Annotated in this window: 11 protein-coding genes; 4 read left to right on the top strand and 7 right to left on the bottom strand. The window is 71.6% G+C overall.

Annotated elements, in window-relative coordinates:
• Nucleotides 1-61: 61 nt before the first annotated feature.
• Both ACFWN2_RS02600 and ACFWN2_RS02595 read right to left on the bottom strand, forming a co-directional pair.
• The gene (locus tag ACFWN2_RS02600) at nucleotides 62-6592 is read right to left on the bottom strand and encodes a LamG domain-containing protein (protein WP_382424430.1); all 6531 of its coding nucleotides are present in this window, start codon (nucleotides 6590-6592) and stop codon (nucleotides 62-64) included.
• A gap of 26 nt (nucleotides 6593-6618) precedes the next feature.
• Nucleotides 6619-7296, bottom strand: coding sequence for a hypothetical protein (locus ACFWN2_RS02595; protein WP_382424428.1), 678 nt, complete (start codon nucleotides 7294-7296; stop codon nucleotides 6619-6621).
• Between the two features lie 168 nt (nucleotides 7297-7464).
• Here ACFWN2_RS02595 and ACFWN2_RS02590 point away from each other — a divergent pair, with 168 nt between their 5' ends.
• Both ACFWN2_RS02590 and ACFWN2_RS02585 read left to right on the top strand, forming a co-directional pair.
• Complete coding sequence (locus ACFWN2_RS02590; protein WP_382424426.1) at nucleotides 7465-10257, top strand: ATP-binding protein; 2793 nt, start codon at nucleotides 7465-7467, stop codon at nucleotides 10255-10257.
• A gap of 26 nt (nucleotides 10258-10283) precedes the next feature.
• Nucleotides 10284-11141 carry a helix-turn-helix transcriptional regulator gene (locus tag ACFWN2_RS02585; protein WP_382424424.1) on the top strand — a complete coding sequence of 286 codons (858 nt, stop codon included), beginning with the start codon at nucleotides 10284-10286 and terminating at the stop codon, nucleotides 11139-11141.
• Here ACFWN2_RS02585 and ACFWN2_RS02580 read toward each other — a convergent pair.
• From ACFWN2_RS02580 to ACFWN2_RS02570, 3 genes are all read right to left on the bottom strand, one after another.
• On the bottom strand, nucleotides 11125-11955 hold the full coding sequence (locus tag ACFWN2_RS02580) for an SDR family oxidoreductase (RefSeq protein ID WP_382424422.1): 831 nt from the start codon (nucleotides 11953-11955) through the stop codon (nucleotides 11125-11127). The genes ACFWN2_RS02585 and ACFWN2_RS02580 overlap by 17 nt on opposite strands.
• 64 nt (nucleotides 11956-12019) lie before the next feature.
• On the bottom strand, nucleotides 12020-12814 hold the full coding sequence (locus tag ACFWN2_RS02575; RefSeq protein WP_382424420.1) for an SDR family NAD(P)-dependent oxidoreductase: 795 nt from the start codon (nucleotides 12812-12814) through the stop codon (nucleotides 12020-12022).
• Between the two features lie 88 nt (nucleotides 12815-12902).
• Nucleotides 12903-13265 carry a winged helix-turn-helix transcriptional regulator gene (locus tag ACFWN2_RS02570; protein WP_382424419.1) on the bottom strand — a complete coding sequence of 121 codons (363 nt, stop codon included), beginning with the start codon at nucleotides 13263-13265 and terminating at the stop codon, nucleotides 12903-12905.
• Nucleotides 13266-13477: 212 nt separating this feature from the next.
• Here ACFWN2_RS02570 and ACFWN2_RS02565 point away from each other — a divergent pair, with 212 nt between their 5' ends.
• A complete protein-coding gene (locus ACFWN2_RS02565) occupies nucleotides 13478-14458 on the top strand; it encodes an NmrA/HSCARG family protein (protein ID WP_382424417.1) in 981 nt (326 codons plus the stop codon).
• 251 nt (nucleotides 14459-14709) lie between these two features.
• Nucleotides 14710-14892, top strand: coding sequence for an SDR family oxidoreductase (locus tag ACFWN2_RS02560; RefSeq protein ID WP_382424415.1), 183 nt, complete (start codon nucleotides 14710-14712; stop codon nucleotides 14890-14892).
• Nucleotides 14893-14904: 12 nt separating this feature from the next.
• Here ACFWN2_RS02560 and ACFWN2_RS02555 read toward each other — a convergent pair whose 3' ends face one another.
• Both ACFWN2_RS02555 and ACFWN2_RS02550 read right to left on the bottom strand, forming a co-directional pair.
• Nucleotides 14905-17004, bottom strand: coding sequence for a putative bifunctional diguanylate cyclase/phosphodiesterase (locus ACFWN2_RS02555; RefSeq protein ID WP_382424414.1), 2100 nt, complete (start codon nucleotides 17002-17004; stop codon nucleotides 14905-14907).
• 266 nt (nucleotides 17005-17270) lie between these two features.
• Nucleotides 17271-18482, bottom strand: coding sequence for an MFS transporter (locus ACFWN2_RS02550; RefSeq protein ID WP_382424412.1), 1212 nt, complete (start codon nucleotides 18480-18482; stop codon nucleotides 17271-17273).
• Between the last annotated feature and the right edge of the window lie 54 nt (nucleotides 18483-18536).

Below are 18536 nucleotides of genomic sequence, written 5' to 3'. Positions count from 1 at the left end.
ACCACGGGTTCGTTCGATCGTCAGCGAACAGGCAGTACCGGCACCACGGTTCCGCCGATCCTCAGCGCACCGGCAGCGCGCCGCCCGCGTACCCGGCCTGGAAGTACCGCATCGCCGCGGCGAGCAGCTCGTCCAGCGCCTCCACATCGGCCGGATCGGGCTGCTCACCCCGCACCCGCTTCAGGAACGCCGCCCACCACGGCACCAGCTCACCCAGGACCGACGGCGACCCGTCGGCGGGCGCCAGCACCGCGCCGACCGCGGCACCGACGTTGGCGGCGGTCGGCACCGCCTTGCCCAGCGCCTGCTCGACGAGCCCGATCAGGAACGCGTTGTCCTCCACGTCGATCGCGAGCTCCTGCACCGGCGCCACGGTCTGCGCCGGGTTCGTGTCGAACGTCGGTGGCACCCTGCTGACGTAGGTGACCCGGTGCAGCACCCGCCACACGCCGTTCGCCTGGGGCGTCAGGTTGCGCAGGGCGATCGCGTTGGGGTCGCTGCTGAACCGCAGCCACTGCTGATCGACCACATCGGACTGGAACGCCGTGCCGTTGTCGGCCGACGGCGGCAGGTAGAACGACATGAACCGGTACGCGTCGACCTTGCCGGGCGCCGGTTCGCTGCTGTAGGCGCCGGTCTTCGGGTCGTACGCCTGCAGCATCGGGTCGGTCGCGTTGGTCACGTTCAACGCGACCGCGCGGGTGTCGCTCTGCTTCTTGCCCACCGAGATCTTGACGTCCCCGCCGAACAGCAGGTCGACACCGCCGATCGGGCCCACCGCCATGCCGGTGAACTCGGTCTCGGCCGCCAGGCCCGTGCTGTGGCTCAGGGAGTACAGCCCCGAGTACGAGTTCTCGTGCACCGACGAGAAGCTCTCGGTCTCGGTGTGCAGTCCTCCGCCAGCGGTCCACACGTACCTGTTCGCGATGCCCCTGGTGGCCACGCCGGTCTCGAAGTCGTAGAACTGCTCCGAGGCCTGTTCGGACAGGTCGGGGGATCCCGGCCCGTCCTGGCCCAGGGACCGTTCGTCGAGCTGGGCGGAGTACGCCCGCAGGTTCTGCTCGGACTTCTCGATCCGGTCGGCCAGCCGGTACGCCTCGCGCGGCTTGAAGTAGCTGCCGCGCTGCGTGTCGGCGCCGGGGTGGTCGGGGTCGTCGACCATCCCCACCTTGCCGTCCAGGGTGCCGTTCTTGACGTAGTCCGGCCGGATGCGGAACAGCAGCACGTTGCGGTCCGGCGGGATGTCCAGGTCGGGGACCACGAGCTTGCCCACCATCGCGCCGGTGGACCTCAGCCGCATCGCGTACAGGTCGGCGGTCAGGGACTCCACCAGGGCGTAGCCGGTGTTGTGCGGCCGGTAGCGCCGGCCGACGTCCCGGTTCAGCGGGGCGTCCGCCGGTTCCCAGGAACCGCGCAGCCCCAGCGTGTCGGTGACCGTGCGGATCCAGCTCGACACGTAGCCCTCGTCGTGCTGCGCCGCGAGGCTCAGCGACGTCTTCTCGTGCGCCTGCAGCTTGAGCTTGCCGTCCGCCATCGACCACTCGGCGCCGCTGATGGTGAACAGCAGGTACTCCGACCACTCGACCTTGACGCCGACCTTGGCGTCCAGGTTCATCGTCACCCTGGTGCGGTAGTCCGAGCTGGTGAAGGAGAACGCGGTGGTGTCGGTCTGCACCAGCTGCACGGACGAGGCGTCGAAGTAGGAGTTGCTGGTGTACGTCGGTTTCGTCAGGTTCTCGCTGGGCACCGGCGGCGCGCCCTCGATGAACCCGATCAGCGTCGGCTTGGTCTGGACCTGCCCGAGGTGGGTGAGGACCATCTCGCCCAGGCCGTAGCCGGTGTACGCGGCGAGCGCCGGGGCGCACGTGAAGTACGCGCGGCGCATCACCGCGGCCGGGGTGCCGTCGGCGTGCACGTCGCTGTCGGCGTACTCGACCACGGCGGGACGGGCGGACGCCGGTTGCTGGAACGTCGTCACCGGCCCGCCGTACACGTTGCGGATCTGCGGGCCCTCGTTGGCCACCGGTGCTCCGGACGGCACGAACGCGGGCTTCGGCGTCTCCCCCACCGGACGTCCGGTGGCGCCCTGGCCCGTCCGGTCGGTGTAGTCGCCGTCGAGCGGCCAGTAGGCGGACAGGCCCGGCTCGGACCCGGTCAGCGGCCGGTACATCGTGTCCTGGACCTGCTCGGCGGTCCTGGCCGCGGCCCACACCCGGACCTCGGCCAGTTCGCCGCCGAACCCCTGGACGACACCGGAGTCGCCGAGGTAGGCGCCGAGCGTGCACTGCGGAGCGCCGCGGTAGCCGACGACCGACCCCGCCGGAGCCGGGGACACGAGACCGATCCGCACGCCGTCGCAGTAGAACGCGTACCGCGAGATCGACGCGAAGGTCGCCCACATGTCGCTGTCGCTGAGCTCGAAGTCGTTGTCGGACACGGAGTCCGCCGCCGACGTGCCGCTCTGCTCGCCGAACCACCACTCCGACACGACGCCCCCGGCGTCGTCGTAGCCCGGTCCGGCGGCCATCGCGGCCGCGACCTGCGCAGCGGTGTAGGCCACCGACGAGAACCGGACTCCGGTGAGCAGACCCTGGAACGGCGTCTGGCTCTCCAGGGCGACCTGCCGGCCGGGCGTGGTCGGCAGCGCGCTGATGCCGAGCGTCAGCGGCTGGCCGGAGGACACCGTGGTCACGACTTCGGACGACAGGAACTGCAGCGTCTGCGGCTGACCGGGTTGACCGTCCACGTAGACCACGAGCGAACACACGACGGCGTTCACGTCGGTCAGCTGCGTGACCTGGTAGACGGCGGCGACGTGGTGCGGCAGGCCGTCGTTCACCCGTGCCGGATGCCCGGCGCGCAGGACCGCGAGCTTGCCGGTCGCGGTGTCGTCGAGCGTCAGGGCGCAGTACGCGGTGCCGTCGGCGTGGGACACGCCGAGCTGGAACGCCTGGTCGGACGGCTGGGTTCCCCACCTGGCCAGAATCGTCTGGTCCAGCGCGCCCGCCGTCGTGGTCTGGATCCACGCCTCCACCGTGGCCTGCCGGTCGAAGTCGATCCCCTCCGGGTCGCACGCGCCGAAGTCCGGCGTGGCGCCGGTCAGCCCGTCCGGGTTCAGCCGCAGACCACCGGCCGCCTGGTACGTCACGGCCAGGTGGTGCCAGCGGTCGCCGCGCATGAAACCCCGTGCCAGCAACGGATCCGCGCCACCGACGCCGGCCACGAGGTTCACGAACTCGCCCGCGTCGAACGACGACACCGGCTGGCCGGCGATCGACCCGGCGAGGGTGCCGTCGAGCAACGCGCCGGTCCGGACCGCGTGGTTCGCGAACTTCTTCGTGGCCGGGTCCTCGTTCAACGGCCAGTAGCCGACGAGGTTCGTCTCGTCGCCGGTGAGCGACGTGTCCATGGTGCGCCGCAGTTCCGGGGCGGTGCGCGCCTCCGACCAGTAGCGCACCTCGGAGAGGCAGCCGAACAGCGTCACGTTCTCGAGGTCGTTGGCACCCAGGCAGAGGATCGGCGCGCGCGTCGGTCCCGCGTACAGCGGCGCGTTGTCGGCGGTCGCGACCGCGACGCCGTCGACGTACAGGGTCAGCCGGTAGTGCGCGGTGTTCCGGTCCGTGTCGAGCTGCGTGCCCGTCACCGCGACGTGCGCCCACTGCTGGCCCGGCAACGGGTTCGGCGCGGTCAGGGTCTGCTGGCGCTGGGCCTCGCTGCGGTAGCCGAAGGTCAGCCGCCGGCTGTCGTCGAGGAACAGCTCGCACTGGCTGATCGCCCGGTTGTCGGTGTCCTGGACCTGGAGCACGCAGCCGAACCGCTTGGCGTCCGGGCCGGGCCTGTCGTCCGGCCGGATCCACGCCTCCCACGTGAAGCCCTGGTTCACCGCCGGCGCGAAGAACGTCTGCGCGGGGACGAGCACGTACGAGCCGGCGTACGGCCCGCCCGGCGTGAACGCGCTGAACCGCAGGGTCGGCATGCTCACGGTGCCTAGGTAGTACGACGGCACGATCCCGCCGAGATCCGTTGCCTCGCCGTGGTTGTAGGAGATCACGCAGGCCGCGGTGCCGTCGGCAGGAGCCGCCCACGCCTCGACGGTGGTGCCCTGTGCCGGGGCGAGTTGCGGGCCGGGGTCGATGACGCTCATCGCGTTCTTGCCGTTGAGGGACAACGCGCTGGGCACCTTCGCGGCGAGCCAGCGGCCGTTGCCGCCCACAGTGGACAGCGTGCTGGTCGCGTTGTCCAGCAACGCTTCCTCACCGAGCAGCGGGACGGTGATCGCGCCGACCGTCACGCCGAGCAGTGCCCGTCCGGTGTCCGTGCCGCGGTCGAGCACCCTGCCCTGCAGCACCGCCGCCGCGACGGCACCGGTGGCGAGCATGCCGCCGTCCGGCAGCGGCCTGGCCACGTCGAACAGCACCGAACCGGCGCGCAGGTCCACGGGAGCGGCGCAGACCTGGTCGGACACGGAGCCGGGACACGGATCGGCCGAGACGTGCGCGAACAGGGCGCTGACCTCAGGGGATCCGAGCAGTGCCGCCACGACGGCGCTCTGCTCACGGCTCACGTCCGCCAGGGTGGTCACCCCCGACGAGGTCTCCACGACCAGGTCGCACCGCCCGTTCACGCCGTGGCTCGGCGCGGTGACGGTGAGCGTGACCGGCTCGGCGGACCTGGCGAACAGCAGAACGCTGCCCATGTCGGTCGCGAGCGCGTAGATCGGGTTGTCGCCGGACCCGCCCCTGTAGAGGTACGTCGTCGGGCTCGCGTCGCCGTCGAGCACGACCGCCGCCTCGCCCACGCGAGCCGGGACCTCCGGCCACGTCTGCACGACCTCGGTGCCGCCGGGCAGCGCGTAGGTCACCGCGAGCGTCACCCGCTCCGGATCGTCCACTCCGGACACACGAACGCCGGTCAGCGGCACGTCCGGGCGGTGCGAGACGAGCGTCAGCAGCGCGTCCGACTCACCGTGGACGGTGCGCAGGCGTGCCTGGGCCAGCGTGCCGGTCAGGTCGTAGAACGGGGCGGCGCCGGACTGGACGGCCGGATCGCCGGGGTCGCCGGACGAACCGCCGCCGAGGATCGCGGACATCGTCGTCAGGTCGCGCGGCACGCCGGACCACGTCTCGGTGGGGAGTCCGGCGGCGGGCCCGTAGTCGACGCGGATCGTGCACAGGTCGGGCTGGTCCGGGGTGTCACCGACCCGCACGGTGAGGCCGTTGAGCGTGGAGCCGGGCTGGCGTGCGACGAACTGGACCTCGCCCTTGCGCCCGCTCGCCGTGTGCCAGGGCAGCACGGCCGTCGCCCGCGTGACGGCGGGATCCATCTGCGCCACCAGGAACGAGCCGAGTCCGGCGTTGTCGGCGGGCCCGGCGAAGTAGCAGTGCAGCAGGCCGTCGGCACCGTTGAGCAGGGCCGGGGTCGCGGACGGCCGCGGCTGGCCCAGCAGCACGGCCGTCACCGGTGCCGCGTCGACGGTGTGCACGGCCTGTTCGGGGATCGGGTACCCGTCGGTCACCCGTCCCGGCACGAACTTGCCGTCCTTGACCGTGCCGTCGATCAGCACCAGCGGGGTGTCGGACGGCAGCGGCGGGACGGTGCCGCCCTGCAGCACCGGGAAGTCGTAGACCGCGAGGGCGGACGGCAGCCCGGTCGTCGTGCCGCGCACCGGGACCGCGAGGGCCAGCCGCACTCCCCGGCGCACCGAGCCGGCCGTGCCGTCCGGCATCCTCGTCGTCTCCTGCTGCTCGTAGCAGGAGAGGCTGACTCCGGCGAACGGGCTCAGGTCACCGATCGCCTTGCGCGGCAAGGCGGCCGCGGGCACCAGCGTGAACGACTCGGCCGTCCACGGTGACACGTCGACCCGGCCGGTGCTGTCCTGCGGGTACGACAGGCACGTCACCTCGCGGTCGTCCACCACGGCGAGGTGCCAGCGCATGCCGCTCGTGCCGGTGGGCGCCAGCGCGACGTCGAACCGGCCGTCCGCCACGCCGGTGACCGGCAGTTCGACCGTGGGCTCCAGGAACGGCTCGCCGGTCATGTTCGTCGCGCCGAGCGCGTCCCCGGAACCGGCGGGCACGTCCCGGTTCTCGCTGCGCCGGTACCGCGTCTCCCAGGCGCGTTCGAGCACCAGGACGGTGCTGTCGCCCGCCCGCGCCTCCTCCTGGTCGAGCGGCGCCTGGACCAGCACGAACCGGTCCACGTACAGCGAGCCCGACGCGGACTGCCGGAAGCACACCAGGTACCGGTCGTCGGCCACCACGCGGAAGGGCGCGTCGGCGGGCGACAGGAGAGTTACCTCCGGCGTGACCGTGACCAGCGAGCCGCCGCCCAGCCGCAGCAGGGGCTGAGCGTCCGCGCCCGACACCGGCTCGGCCATCGCGAGCGCCCGCCAGCCGGCCCACTGGCTCGTGACGCCCGGTTCGGCGTCGACCGGCCGGACGTTGTAGTAGAGGAAGTCGGCCGGTCGGCCCGCCTCCCTGGCGAACAGCACGATGGTGCCCTGCACGCTGACGCTCACCGGGTCGATCAGCGTGATCCCGTTGCAGTCGTCCGACGGCCACGTCTGCCGGCGGCCGGCATCCCCTGTGGTCACGGTCCCGCTCCCCTCTTCCCTTACGGCTAGTGGCTCGCCTGCACGAACGTGGCGCCGGGGTTCGGGTCCAGGTAGAGCTGGACGGTCCAGTCCTTCTTCGGGCCGGGGGACGTGTCCCAGGTGTCGGTGAGCCGCAGTCCGTAGTTGCTCGCCGGGCCGCCGCCGAGCGCGGCGGTGAAGGTCGACGTGGAGCCGACGTAGTACTCCAGGTCGAAGCTGATGTTCAGGGTGGTGCCGTCGGGCAGTTCGTAGGTCACCGAGCCCTCGGGCCCGACGGCGGCGGCGTCGCGGCTGCTGGCCTTGAAGAGCTCACCGTCCTGGTTCGCGGGCACCGAGATCGGGTAGGTCTGGTACTTGCCGTGCGTCAGGTTCGGCACGTCGGACACGTTGACCGCGAGCGAGGCGTTGTTCTCCAGGCTGACCCGCAACGTGTCGTAGTAGATGCCGTCGGCGTCACCGTCGGCGAACGCGCCCTGCAGCCAGCTCACGACGGTGGCGCGGTCGAGGACGGACGGCATGCCGGTGATGTCGAGCACGGCCGACTCGGACCGCTCGTCGTAGCGCAGCGAGCCCCGCACGCCGAAGCAGAGCAGCTCGTCCTTCGAGTCGCCGACGCGCTCGCCTGCCAGGTCGGTCAGCAGGCGGTGCTGGACGGCCTCGAAGGCCGACCGGCTGATCTGGTGGAACGAAACGGACTTGGACATGGTTCTCCCCCGTAGAGAGATCGGATTTCGTCGGATCGCCGACCGCCCGACCGGTTTCGTGCGGTGGACGTCGGCATGACCGAGCGTAGGAACGCGGCTCCCCCGGGACATTCGGGAAATCCCTACCCCACCCCCCGAACTTTCTCCCCCGTGCGCTAGAACTCGTTCATGCGTTCGAGTCCCGCTGGCGCCGAGTCGTTGCCCCACCTGGTCGAGCGGGACGCCGAGACAGCCGTGTTGCGCGCCGCCGTCGAGGCCGTGACCCGCGGGCGGGGCGGTGTGGTCGTCGTCGATGCCGGTGCGGGGATGGGCAAGACGGCGTTGCTGCGGCGGACCCGTGCCGTGGCGGTGGACGCCGGGGTGGTCGTGTTGTCGTCCCGTGGCGCCGAGTTGGAGCGGGACTTCGCGTTCGGCCTGGTGCGCCAGCTGTTCGAGACCACGTTGCCCGGTGACGTGGAACAGCGCCGGGCGTTGTTCACGGGAGCCGTCGCGGCCGTCGAGCCGATCTTCGACCTCGGCGAGGGCGAGACGGGCTCGTTGTTCAGCCTCTTCAACGGGTTGTACTGGCTCCTGGTGTCGCTGACCGAGCGCGGGCCGCTGGTGCTGGTCGTCGACGACGCGCAGTGGGCCGACCCGTCCTCCATGCGGTTCCTGGGTTTTCTCGCGCGGCGGCTGGATTCCGTCCCCGTGCTGCTGGTGGTCGCGACCCGCGGCGGCGAGCACGACGACGGCGGGTTGCTCGACGACGTCCTCGCCGCCGAGGACTGCGCGCACCTGCGGTTGCGCAGCCTCAGCGCGTCCGGCGTGGCGCGGCTGGTCAGGGGGACGGTGAGCGGCGCCGACGACGAGTTCTACGCGGCGTGCCACGTGACCACGGCGGGAAATCCGCTGTTCGTCAGGGAACTGGTGCGGGTGCTGGCCGAGGACGAGGGCGCGGGAGATGCCGCGTCGGTGGTGGCCTCCGCCGGACCCGACGCGGTCAGGGGGCACGTCGAGGCGCGGCTGCGCAGGCAGCCGGAGGAGGTGCGGCGGGTCGCGCACGCCGTCGCGGTGCTGGGTGACGACACGGCGCTGGCACTGGTCGCCGAGCAGGCGGGAGTGGACGTCACCGCCGCCGCGGTCGGTGCGGAACGCCTGGTGCGCCACGGTTTCTTCGGCACCGCGGACCCGCCGGCGTTCGCGCACGTGGTGCTGAGGGACGTCGTCCACTCGCTGGTCCCGCTGGCGGACCGCGGTGCCGGGCACGACCGCGCGGCCCGCGTGCTGGCCGCCTCGGGGGCTCCGGTGGCGCGGGTCGCCTCGCACGTGCTGCGGACGGTGCCCGCCGAACGCCGGGACCGCGTCAAGGTGCTCGTGGCCGCCGCCGCTCAGGCCTGGCAGCGCGGATCACCCCAGGACGCGGGGACGTACCTGGCCCGTGCGAGGCAGGAACCGCCGGAAACGCTGCTGCGCTCGGAAGTCAGCAGGCTCCTGGGCAACTGCGAGGTGCACCGGCTCGCCGTCGCCGAGGCGGACGTCCACCTGCGGGAGGCGCTGGCGCTGGCGGACTCGCCGGTGCAGAGCGCGCGCTGCGCCTACAGCCTGGCGCGGTTCCGCAACGCGTGCGGTGAGGTCCCGGCGGCGCTGACGCTGCTGCTGCAGGCCGCACGGGTGCTGCCGCACGACGCGCCCGCCCAGCTCGTCAGGGATCTGGTGTCGGAGCTGCTCGGCGTGGCGCGCGCGGACCTCTCCGCGCGCGACGAGCTCGTCGCGCGGCTGACGGCGTTCCGTGCGACCGCCGACGCCGCCGATCCCGTGCTGACAGCACACCTCTCGGTGGAGGAGGTCTTCACCGGTGGACGCGGTGACAACGCTGTCGCACTGGCCAGGACCGCGCTCGACGGCAACCGCCTCACGCCGGAGCGGTCGGCGCTCTGGTCCGCGATGAACACGTTGCTCGTGGCGGACAGGCTCGTCGAGGCCGAGCAGCGCGGCCAACGGGCGTTGCGCAACGCGGTGGAGCGCGGGCAGCTGTTCGCGGTGGGCATCGTGCACGGCTACCTGGCGCGGATCTCGTTGCTGCGCGGGAACCTCACGGCCGCCGACGAGCACGTGGAGCTGGGCACGCGGGCGGTGCCGAGGCCGAACGTCGCACTGCCCGCGCTCGACGCCGCCCGCGTGCACCTGCTCGTCGAGCGCGGCCGGCTGGACGAGGCACGCGCGGTGCTCGACGACGGGGTGCTCGCGAACGGCGCGATGCCCCAGGCGTCGCTGCACACCTGGCTGTTGGAGTCGCGAATGCGCCTGCACGCGGCACAGGGCGACGACGAGGCCCTGCTCGCCGATGCGTTGGCGTGCGGCACTTTGTACGCGCGGTGGGGCGTCACCGGACTGTGGGACGTGCAGTGGCGACTGCACGCGGCGGCGGCTCACCGCCGTGCGGGACGGCGTGAGGAGGCGGCGGTCCTGGTCGCGGAGCAGCTGCGGCTGGCACGGGCGTTCGGCGTGCCTCGCCACGTGGCGACGGCACTGCGGGCGAACGCCGGCGGTGACGTGGGAACGCTGGCGGAGGTCGTGCGCCTGCTGCGAGGCGCCCCGGCACGCCTGGAACTGGCCGAGGCACTGGCCGACCTGGGCGAGGCGCGGCAGCACGGCGGCGACCGGGCCGAGGCACGCGTGGTGACGAGGGAGGCGGCCGAGATCGCGCTGGAGTGCGGAGCCGACGCGCTGGCCGAACGCCTGCGGGCGGGCCTGGCCGTGGGCGGTGGCCGGCCGCCGCGGATCAAGGTGACGGGCGTGGCCGCGCTGACCCCGTCGGAGCTGCGGGTGGCGGAACTGGCCGCGGACGCGCTGACCAACCGGCAGATCGCCGAGAACCTGTTCGTCACGGAGAAGACCGTGGAGACGCACCTGGGCAGGGCCTACCGCAAGCTGGGCGTGCGGTCGCGCACCCAGCTCGCGGTCCGCATGTCGGCGCGCTGAACTGCCCAGGCCCTAGTCTCGGAGCCATGACCGGCGATCTCGCGGCCGAGGTGCGCGACTTCCTCACCTCCCGTCGTGCCAGGACGACCCCGGACGACGTGGGCCTGCTGCACGCGGGCCACCGCCGCGTGCCGGGCCTGCGGCGCGAGGAGGTCGCGACGCTGGCGGGGATGAGCGTCGAGTACTACAAGCGCCTGGAACGCGGCAATCTCCGAGGCGTGTCGGACAGCGTGCTGGACGCACTGGCCCGCGCTCTGCGGCTCGACGACGCCGAGCGCGCGCACCTGCGGAACTTCGCCCGCGCGGCGAACCGGTCGTCGAGCGAACGCGACCGGCCGGCGGTGCGGACCGTGCGTCCGGCCCTGCGGCGCATCCTGGACTCGATGACCGATGCCGCGGCCGGAATCCTGAACGGCCGTCTGGACGTCGTGGCGGCCAACCCGCTCGGCCGCGCGCTGTACTCCGACCTGCTGAGCGATCCGGAGCACGAGGCCAACCTCGCCCGGTACACCTTCCTCGACCCCCGCAGCAGGCGCTTCTACCCGTTCTGGGAGGCGACGGCCGACGAGACCGTCGCGATCCTGCGCGCCTCCGCCGGCGACAACCCGGACGACACCGGGCTCGACGACCTCGTCGCCGAGCTGTCGGCGCGTAGTGACGAGTTCCGCACCCGGTGGGCGGTGCACGACGTCCGGTTCCACCGCACCGGGGTGAAGGACCTGCACCACCCGCTGGTCGGCGACCTGCAGCTGTCGTTCGAGGCGATGAGCCTGCCCACCGACCCCGGCCTGACGCTGCTGGCCTACACCGCCGAACCTGGGTCGCCGGCGCACGACTCCCTGCGGTTGCTCGGCTCGCGCATCCCGGCTACCGGTCAGGGCTGAACTGCGCCTCGACGCCCGCGAAGAACGTGGCGTCGTCCGACGAGCGGCGCGCTTCGAGGAACTGCACGGCGTCCGGACCGGCCTCGTAGCGCAGTCGTGAGGTGCCGTCGGTCGCCGCCGTGTAGACGACCTCCGCAGCGAGTTCGGGAGCCGATCCCGCGGCCACCAGCGGACCCAGCACGTCGAGGACCTTCCGGAACAGCGGCTGGTACTCGCCGAGCCCCTCGTCGTTGACGACGGCCAGCGACCGGCCGCCGAAGTCGGTCTTCATGCCACCCGGCTCGACGACCTTGACCGCGACACCGATCTCGGCGAGCTCGTACCGCAACGCCTCGGAGAACCCTTCGACCGCGAACTTCGTGGCGTGGTACAGCGATCCGAGCGGAAACGCGATCCGGCCGCCGATCGACGACACGTTCACCACGCACCCGGACCGGTTCGCCCGGAAGTGCGGCAGGACGGCCTGCGTCGTGGCGATCAACCCCAGCACGTTGACGTCGAACTGGCGCCGGACCTCTTCCGGCGACATCGCCTCCAGCGGACCGTACGCGCCGTAGCCCGCGTTGTTGACGAGCACGTCGATGCGACCGAACCGCTGGATGCTGGCGGCGACGGCAGACCTGATCGAGCCGGTGTCCTGCACGTCGAGCCGGGTGACGAGCATCCGGTCGGACGGGGTGAGTCCGTGGTCGCCCTCGGGAGTGCGCATGGTCGCGACGACGTTCCAGCCCTGCGCGTGGAAGTGCTCCGCCGTGGCCCGGCCGAGCCCGCTGGAGGCGCCGGTGACGAGGACGGTCTTGGTGTTGTTGTTCATGAACACCAGTGAAGTCGTCGGCGCGCGAGTGAGGGAGACACTGGCATTACACCCCTCCCGGCGGTCAGTCCTGTTGGTCCGTCGGCCGGACCAGGACCTCGTTCACGGCGACGTGCCGCGGCCTCGTGACGATGAACGCGATGGTGTCCGCCACGTCCTCGGCTCGCAGGAGCTCCATCGCGGAGTAGCGCTCCCGCATCCGTTCCTGGACGCCGGCGGTGTTCTGAAGCGGCAGCTCGGTCGCCACCGCGCCGGGCTCCACGAGGGACACGCGGAGGTGGCGCCGCGTGACCTCCTTGCGGAAGGCCTCACCGAACGCGGTCACCGCGTACTTGCTCGCGTTGTAGACCCCACCGCCGCCGCGCACCACGCGGCCCGCGGTGCTGCTCACCAGGACGAGGTCCGCGACTCTCCGAGAGCCGTCGGCGGCCGCCGCGAGCAGGTGCGGAGCGGCCGCGTGGGTGGTGTACATGAGCCCGAGGACGTTGAGATCGACCATGCGACGCCAGTCGGCCGTGTCAGCGCCCGCGATCGGGCCGAGGATCATGAGGCCCGCGTTGGCGACCACGGTGTCGAGGCGGCCGAACGTCTCGACGGTGCGGGCGACGGCGGCACGCGCCTGCTCCTCGTCCGTGATGTCGGCTCCCACGGCCAGAGCGCGGCCACCAGCGTCTTCGATCTTCCCGGCCAGTGCGTCGAGACGGTCGGCCCGGCGGGCCACGACGGCCACCTGCGCACCGAGAGCGGCGAGGGCGAGCGCGGTGGCCTCACCGATTCCGCTGCTGGCTCCGGTGACGAGGGCGACCGTGCCGGTGAGGGGTGTGCGCGCGGGATCCGCGATGGGGGCTGGGCTGGTCATGGGGCCGACGGTATGGACGTTCCGGCCGGCGTGGGAGGGAGCGGTTCCCCCACCCGCAAAGGTTCTCCCACCCGCGCAGCGGTTTCGCTCAGCCGACGTCGTACCTCGCGCGCGCAGCCGTGATGTCCGAGACGTGGCCGGCACTCCACGCGATGAGAGGCGCCGCCGCCTCCAGCAGACCGGCGCCCAGCGGCGTGAGCCGGTAGCTGACCCGCGGTGGCATGACCTCGTGCACGGTGCGGGCGACGATGCCGTCACGTTCGAGGTTCCGAAGGCTGAGCGTGAGCATGCGCTGCGTGATGCCGTTGACGGCGCGCCTGAGCTCGTTGAACCGGCGCGGGCCCGCGCTGAGGTTGGACACGATGTAGAGGGACCACTTGTCGGTCACGAGGTCCAGCGCCTCGCGCACGTCGCACGCCTCTGGGCCGGCGGGGCTGTGAGGGGCGCTCACGGTCACCTCCATGAAACCGGGCACACGAATGTGCCTTGTTGACCTTGTTCGGAACCGGTCCCAGGATAGTTGACATCGGTTCGGGGAAACGAAAAAGCAGTCGGCGTCCATTTCGCACACGACGCCATTGACGCTAGAGCTCGATTCGAGCTTCTGCCCTGCCAACCGCTGGTCATCGCCCATTGGGCACCCGCAAATCGGAGGGATTGTTCGTGAACGACAAGAAGGTCATCGCGGTGGTGGGGGCGACCGGTTCCCAGGGCGGCGGACTGGTGCGCGCGATCCTCGACGACTGGAACGGGCCGTACGCGGTGCGGGCGCTGACCCGCGACCCCGGTTCGGTGCGGGCGAAGCAGTTCGCTGAGCGCGGCGCCGAGGTCGTCCAGGCGGATCTCGACGACGAGGCGAGCCTGCGTGCCGCGTTCGAGGGTGCCCACGGCGCGTTCGTCGTCACCAACTTCCGGGAGGAGCTGACCGAGGAACAGGCGGCGCTGCGCAGCCGTGCGCGGATGGAACGGGAGCAAGCGGCGAACGCGGCACGCGCCGCCAAGGCCGCCGGTGTCAAACACGTCGTGTGGTCGACGCTGGAGGACACCCGGCCGCACTTCGAGTTCCTCGGCAGCGACGCTCCGACCATCGGCGACGGGTACAAGGTGCCGCACCTCGACGCCAAGAACGAGGCGAACGCGTCGTTCACCGCGCAAGGGGTGCCGACGACGTTCCTGGAAACGTCGTTCTTCTACGAGATGTTCATCTACGCCGGACTGAGCCCGCGACGCGACGCGGACGGCCTCGCCACGCTGACCATCCCCATGGGAGACAGCACGATGGCGCTCGTCGCCGCCGAGGACATCGGCCGCACCGCCTACGGGATCTTCCGCGCCGGAGCGCGGTTCGTCGGGCGCACGGTGGGCCTGGCGGGCGCCCACGCCACCGGCGAGCAGATGGCCGGCCTCTTCGCCAAGGTGCTCGGCGAGCCGGTCGTCTACCGGCCGCTGACCCACGCCGAGCTGCGCGGCGCGGGATTCCCGGAGGCCGAGGAGCTGGGGAACATGTTCCAGTTCTTCACCGAGGCGGCCGAGAACTTCGTCGGCAACAGGGATCTCGACGCCGTCAGGGCGCTCAACCCGCGGCTGCGCGCGCTGGAGGACTGGCTGGTCGAGCACCGCGAGCAGCTGAAGTCCGCTCTCTGACAGGAGAAACCCGCCGCAGACGACTTCGAAGCAGCAGGACGAAAGGCTGTCGCGGTGCAGGCGGACGTCGCGGAACCGGAGGGCGCGGAACCGGAGGGCTGCAGAAGCTCTTCACCGCAAAGGAAGAACACTTCAGACGGCTCGATGTCTTCGTCGGCAACACGCCTCCGCCGAGCACGCTCCCATCGCCGAGATGTCCGATGTGGACTTCGACCGGCTGTGGAGGACGAACACGAGGGACGGTCAACAGCGTGCTGCCCGGTCCGACCAGGACCGACATGCTGATGGTCGATCCCGGTCTGATCGCCGCGCAGACCCCGCTGGGCCGCGTCGGCGAACCCGAGGACATCGCGGAGGTCGTCGGGTTCCTGGTCTCTCCGGCCGGGGCGTGGGTCACCGGGCAGACGCTCGGGGCAGCCGGTGGACTGTTCTGACGACCGCGGTCGTCAGCGGCGCGGCGACCCGGCCGACGACCGCTCGTCCCAGCCGGCGGCGTCGGCCGGCTTGCCGAACAGGTAGCCCTGCGCGTACGAGCACCCTGCGTCGCGGAGCCAGTCCGCCTGGTCCGGCGTCTCGACCCCCTCGGCGACCGTCCTCGCGCCGAGCACGTCGGCCAGGGCGATGATGCACCGGATCACGCCCTCGGTACGGCCGTTCTCGCCGAGGGCCCTGGTGAACGAACTGTCGATCTTCACGACGTCGAACGGGTAGCGCTGCAGGTAGCTCAGCGAGGAGTAGCCGGTGCCGAAGTCGTCCAGGGCCACGCGGATCCCCGCGTCCCGCACGGCGACCAGGCTGCGCATCGCCGGCTCGTCGGCCCACACGCTCTCGGTCACCTCGATGGTCAGCCGCGCCGGTTCGATGCCCGTCGTGCCGATCACCCGGTCCAGCCGCGTCAGGAAGCCGGGGGTCGACAGTTCGCGGGTGGAGACGTTCACCGTCACGCCCGACGTGCGTCCCTCGGCGTGCCACAGGACGGCCTGGGCGCACGCGGCCTCCAGCACCTTCTCACCGAGCGGCACTATGAGGCCGGTCTCCTCGGCGAGGCCGATGAACGCGTCCGGGCCCAGCAGTCCGACGCCGGGACGCTGCCACCGCACCAACGCCTCGGCGCTGGTCACCACGCCCGTCGCGAGGTCGACGATCGGCTGGTAGTGCACCACCAGCTGGCCGTCCTCGATCCCGGTGCGCAGGTCGGCCTTGTCCCGCTGCCGGGCGAGCGCCTGGTCCCCCATCTCCTGCTGGAAGAGCCGGACCCGGTTGCCGCCTTCGCGCTTCGCGACGTACATCGCGGTGTCGGCGTCCCTGAGCAGGTCGGCCGCGCCCTGACCGGACTGGGACACCGCGACGCCGACGCTCGCGCCGAACGGCTCCGGGCCGCCGTTCAGCTTCTGCAGCACGGACTTCGCCAGCCGCACAGTGTCGCGCACGTCGAAACCGGGTGCCACGACGGCGAACTCGTCACCGCCGAGACGTCCCGCGACGGTGGTGCCGAGCAGGGCCGACCCCACGCGGGCCGCCGCGGCCTGGAGGTACCGGTCCCCCACCTCGTGACCGTCGGCGTCGTTGACGTCCTTGAACCTGTCCAGGTCGACGATCAGGAGCCCGACGACGGCGTGGGAGACCATCGCCTCCTGCACGAGGTGCAGGAAGTGCGCGCGGCTGGCCAGCCCGGTCAGCTCGTCGCGCTCGGCCTTGTCGCGCAACGCTTCTTCCCACAGCCGGCGCCTGCTCACGTCCACGGCGGCGACCACGGTGTGATCGGGACCCGTCTCCTGCTCGACCGGCCCGGTGTGCACGGCGAGCACCAGACCGTCGTGCGGCTCCACCTCGACCGCGTCGGCGGACGCGCAGCCGTCGCGGCACCGGGTGATGCCCACGCCGTGCGGGCACAGCACCGTGCTCGCCTCGACGTTGTCGTCGTCCCAGCCGAACATCTCACGGGCGCGGAGGTTGTGCAGCCGGGGAGTTCCGCTCTCGTCCAGGAGGGCGAGCCCGACCGGGGTCGCCTGGAGCAGTGCCCCCACGGTCCGGCGGGCGGCCTGCTGCGCCCTGACCGCGCGGACGGTCTCGTGCAGGGCGAACGTCCCGATCACCAGGCCCAGCAACGGCATGACCCCGGCCATCACCACGTCCGGATCGATCCGGTCGAGCTGGGACAACGACACCCACAGCCCTCCCACGTACCCGCACAGGCTCACGAGCGACTTCACCGGATACCGGCCGGGACCGCCGTGCAACGCGCGCCTTGTCGTCGTGCCGAACAAAAAGGCGAGAACCGGCTGTGCGGCAGGAAGAACCACTGCCGCACCGGCGGTGACAACGCCTTCCACGACCGCGACCACCCAGCCGTCGTGACGCGGCAACAACCACCACGAACCCAATACGAGCAAGAGCAACACGGCCAGCGGAATACGAGCGACCCCGTCACCGGCGAACAGGAGGTTGCCGGCCAGCGCGGCGCCGCCCAGCCACGCGAAAACATTGGTGAGCAATCGAACCGTGCGCAAAGGATCACGGGACGCGTGGCTCACCGACTCGTCCACCAGCCCCGTTTCCCTCGCACTGGAACGGTGCGAACCCGCCACGCCTGATGCCCCCAGGGATTCGAGGTAACTCGGCTGTCCAGCACAACAAAGAATGCACTATCTGCCGAAAATAGGTCACCGTACAGCCGCCGTTCGGGTACAGGACCGTCAGACCGCGCACTCACCGCAGTCGACGCACTGATTGTGTCATGGTCCTATCGCGACTTTCGCGGGATTCGGCGTGTGCGACCAACTGTTCGCGGCAGGCCGTTTCCGAAAAACCTTCACAACCCGCGGCCCGCGGTGCGTTCCACGAACGCGAGTCCGATGGCCGCCGCGAACGCCAGCACGGCCGGGACGAGGAAGACGAGCGGCAGCCCGACCACGGCGGCCCCGACTCCCCCTGCCACCCCGCCCAGCGCGGAGCTCAGCGCGGTCGAGCTCAGGAACAACGCCGAGGCGGTGGCCACACCGTCCGGGAGCAGCCGCTGCGCCACGATGATCCCGAGCGCGGCGAAGACGCCCCACACGCCGCCCATGAGGACCTGCCCCGCGAACAGGCCGGCGGCGGAACCGCTCAGGGCGAAGCACAGGTTGGCGGCGAACCCGAACCCGGCGCCGAGCACCATCAGCCGCACCATCCCCGTCCGGCGCGCCACGACCACGGCCAGCGGCATCAGCACGAGCTCGACCAGCGGCTGGATGCCGATGATCGCGCCGCGAAGTCCTTCGGGGAGACCGAGCTGGACGTCCATGTAGATCGGCAGGTACGCGTACTTGATCGACTCTCCCGCGTAGACCAGGACGTACAGGCCGGTGAAGACGAGCAGAGGCCCCATCGCCCGCACCCCCGGACCGCGCGAGACCTGTTCCACCGCAGGCACGACGGGCGGGGTGCGCAGCGTCCACAACGGGACGACCTGGGCGAGCGTGCAGATCGCCGTGGCCAGGAGCATGGTGCGCAGCGACGTGTGGGCGGCCAGGAACGACCCCGCCACCGGACCGACCACCCACCCGGCGGTCAGCGCCATCCGCACCAGCGCCACGACCGCGTCGTCACCCGGACTCGGGTGCGCCCGCATCTCGTCGTGGACGGCGGCGAACAGCTGGGACGTGGCCGCACCGGCGAACCCGAGCACGACGGCGCTCAGGACGTACGGCATCCACAGCTGCGTCGAGTACGCGATGCCCGCCCACCCGGCGAACCCGGCGAGTGCGCAGACCCGGAACAACCCCAGCCGGCGGCCGGTGCGGTCCGACCGCGCTCCCACCAGGTAACCGGCGACCGGCGCGGCGAGGTTGGTCAGGTAGAACAGGCCCGCCGCGGTCAGCGAGCCACCCAGGTCGTTCACCAGGAACGACGCGATCTGGGGCGCGGCGGCCGAGAACCCCAGCCCGGACAGGAACAGCGCCACCGCGGCACCCCGGTACAGCGGCGACGCCACCGTCAGCCGCAGCGCCGACGTGCGTGCGGTCTGGAGCCCTTCCTTCGTCACGCCGTCCAATGAGCACTCCCGTGATCACGACCCGAACCACCCGCCGGGTGGACG

It is taken from the genome of Lentzea sp. NPDC058436 (genome assembly GCF_042721515.1).
In the GTDB taxonomy this organism is placed as follows: Bacteria; Actinomycetota; Actinomycetes; order Mycobacteriales; family Pseudonocardiaceae; genus Lentzea.
Note: the sequence above shows the minus strand (reverse complement) of the source record. Positions and strands in the feature narration are given on the sequence as shown.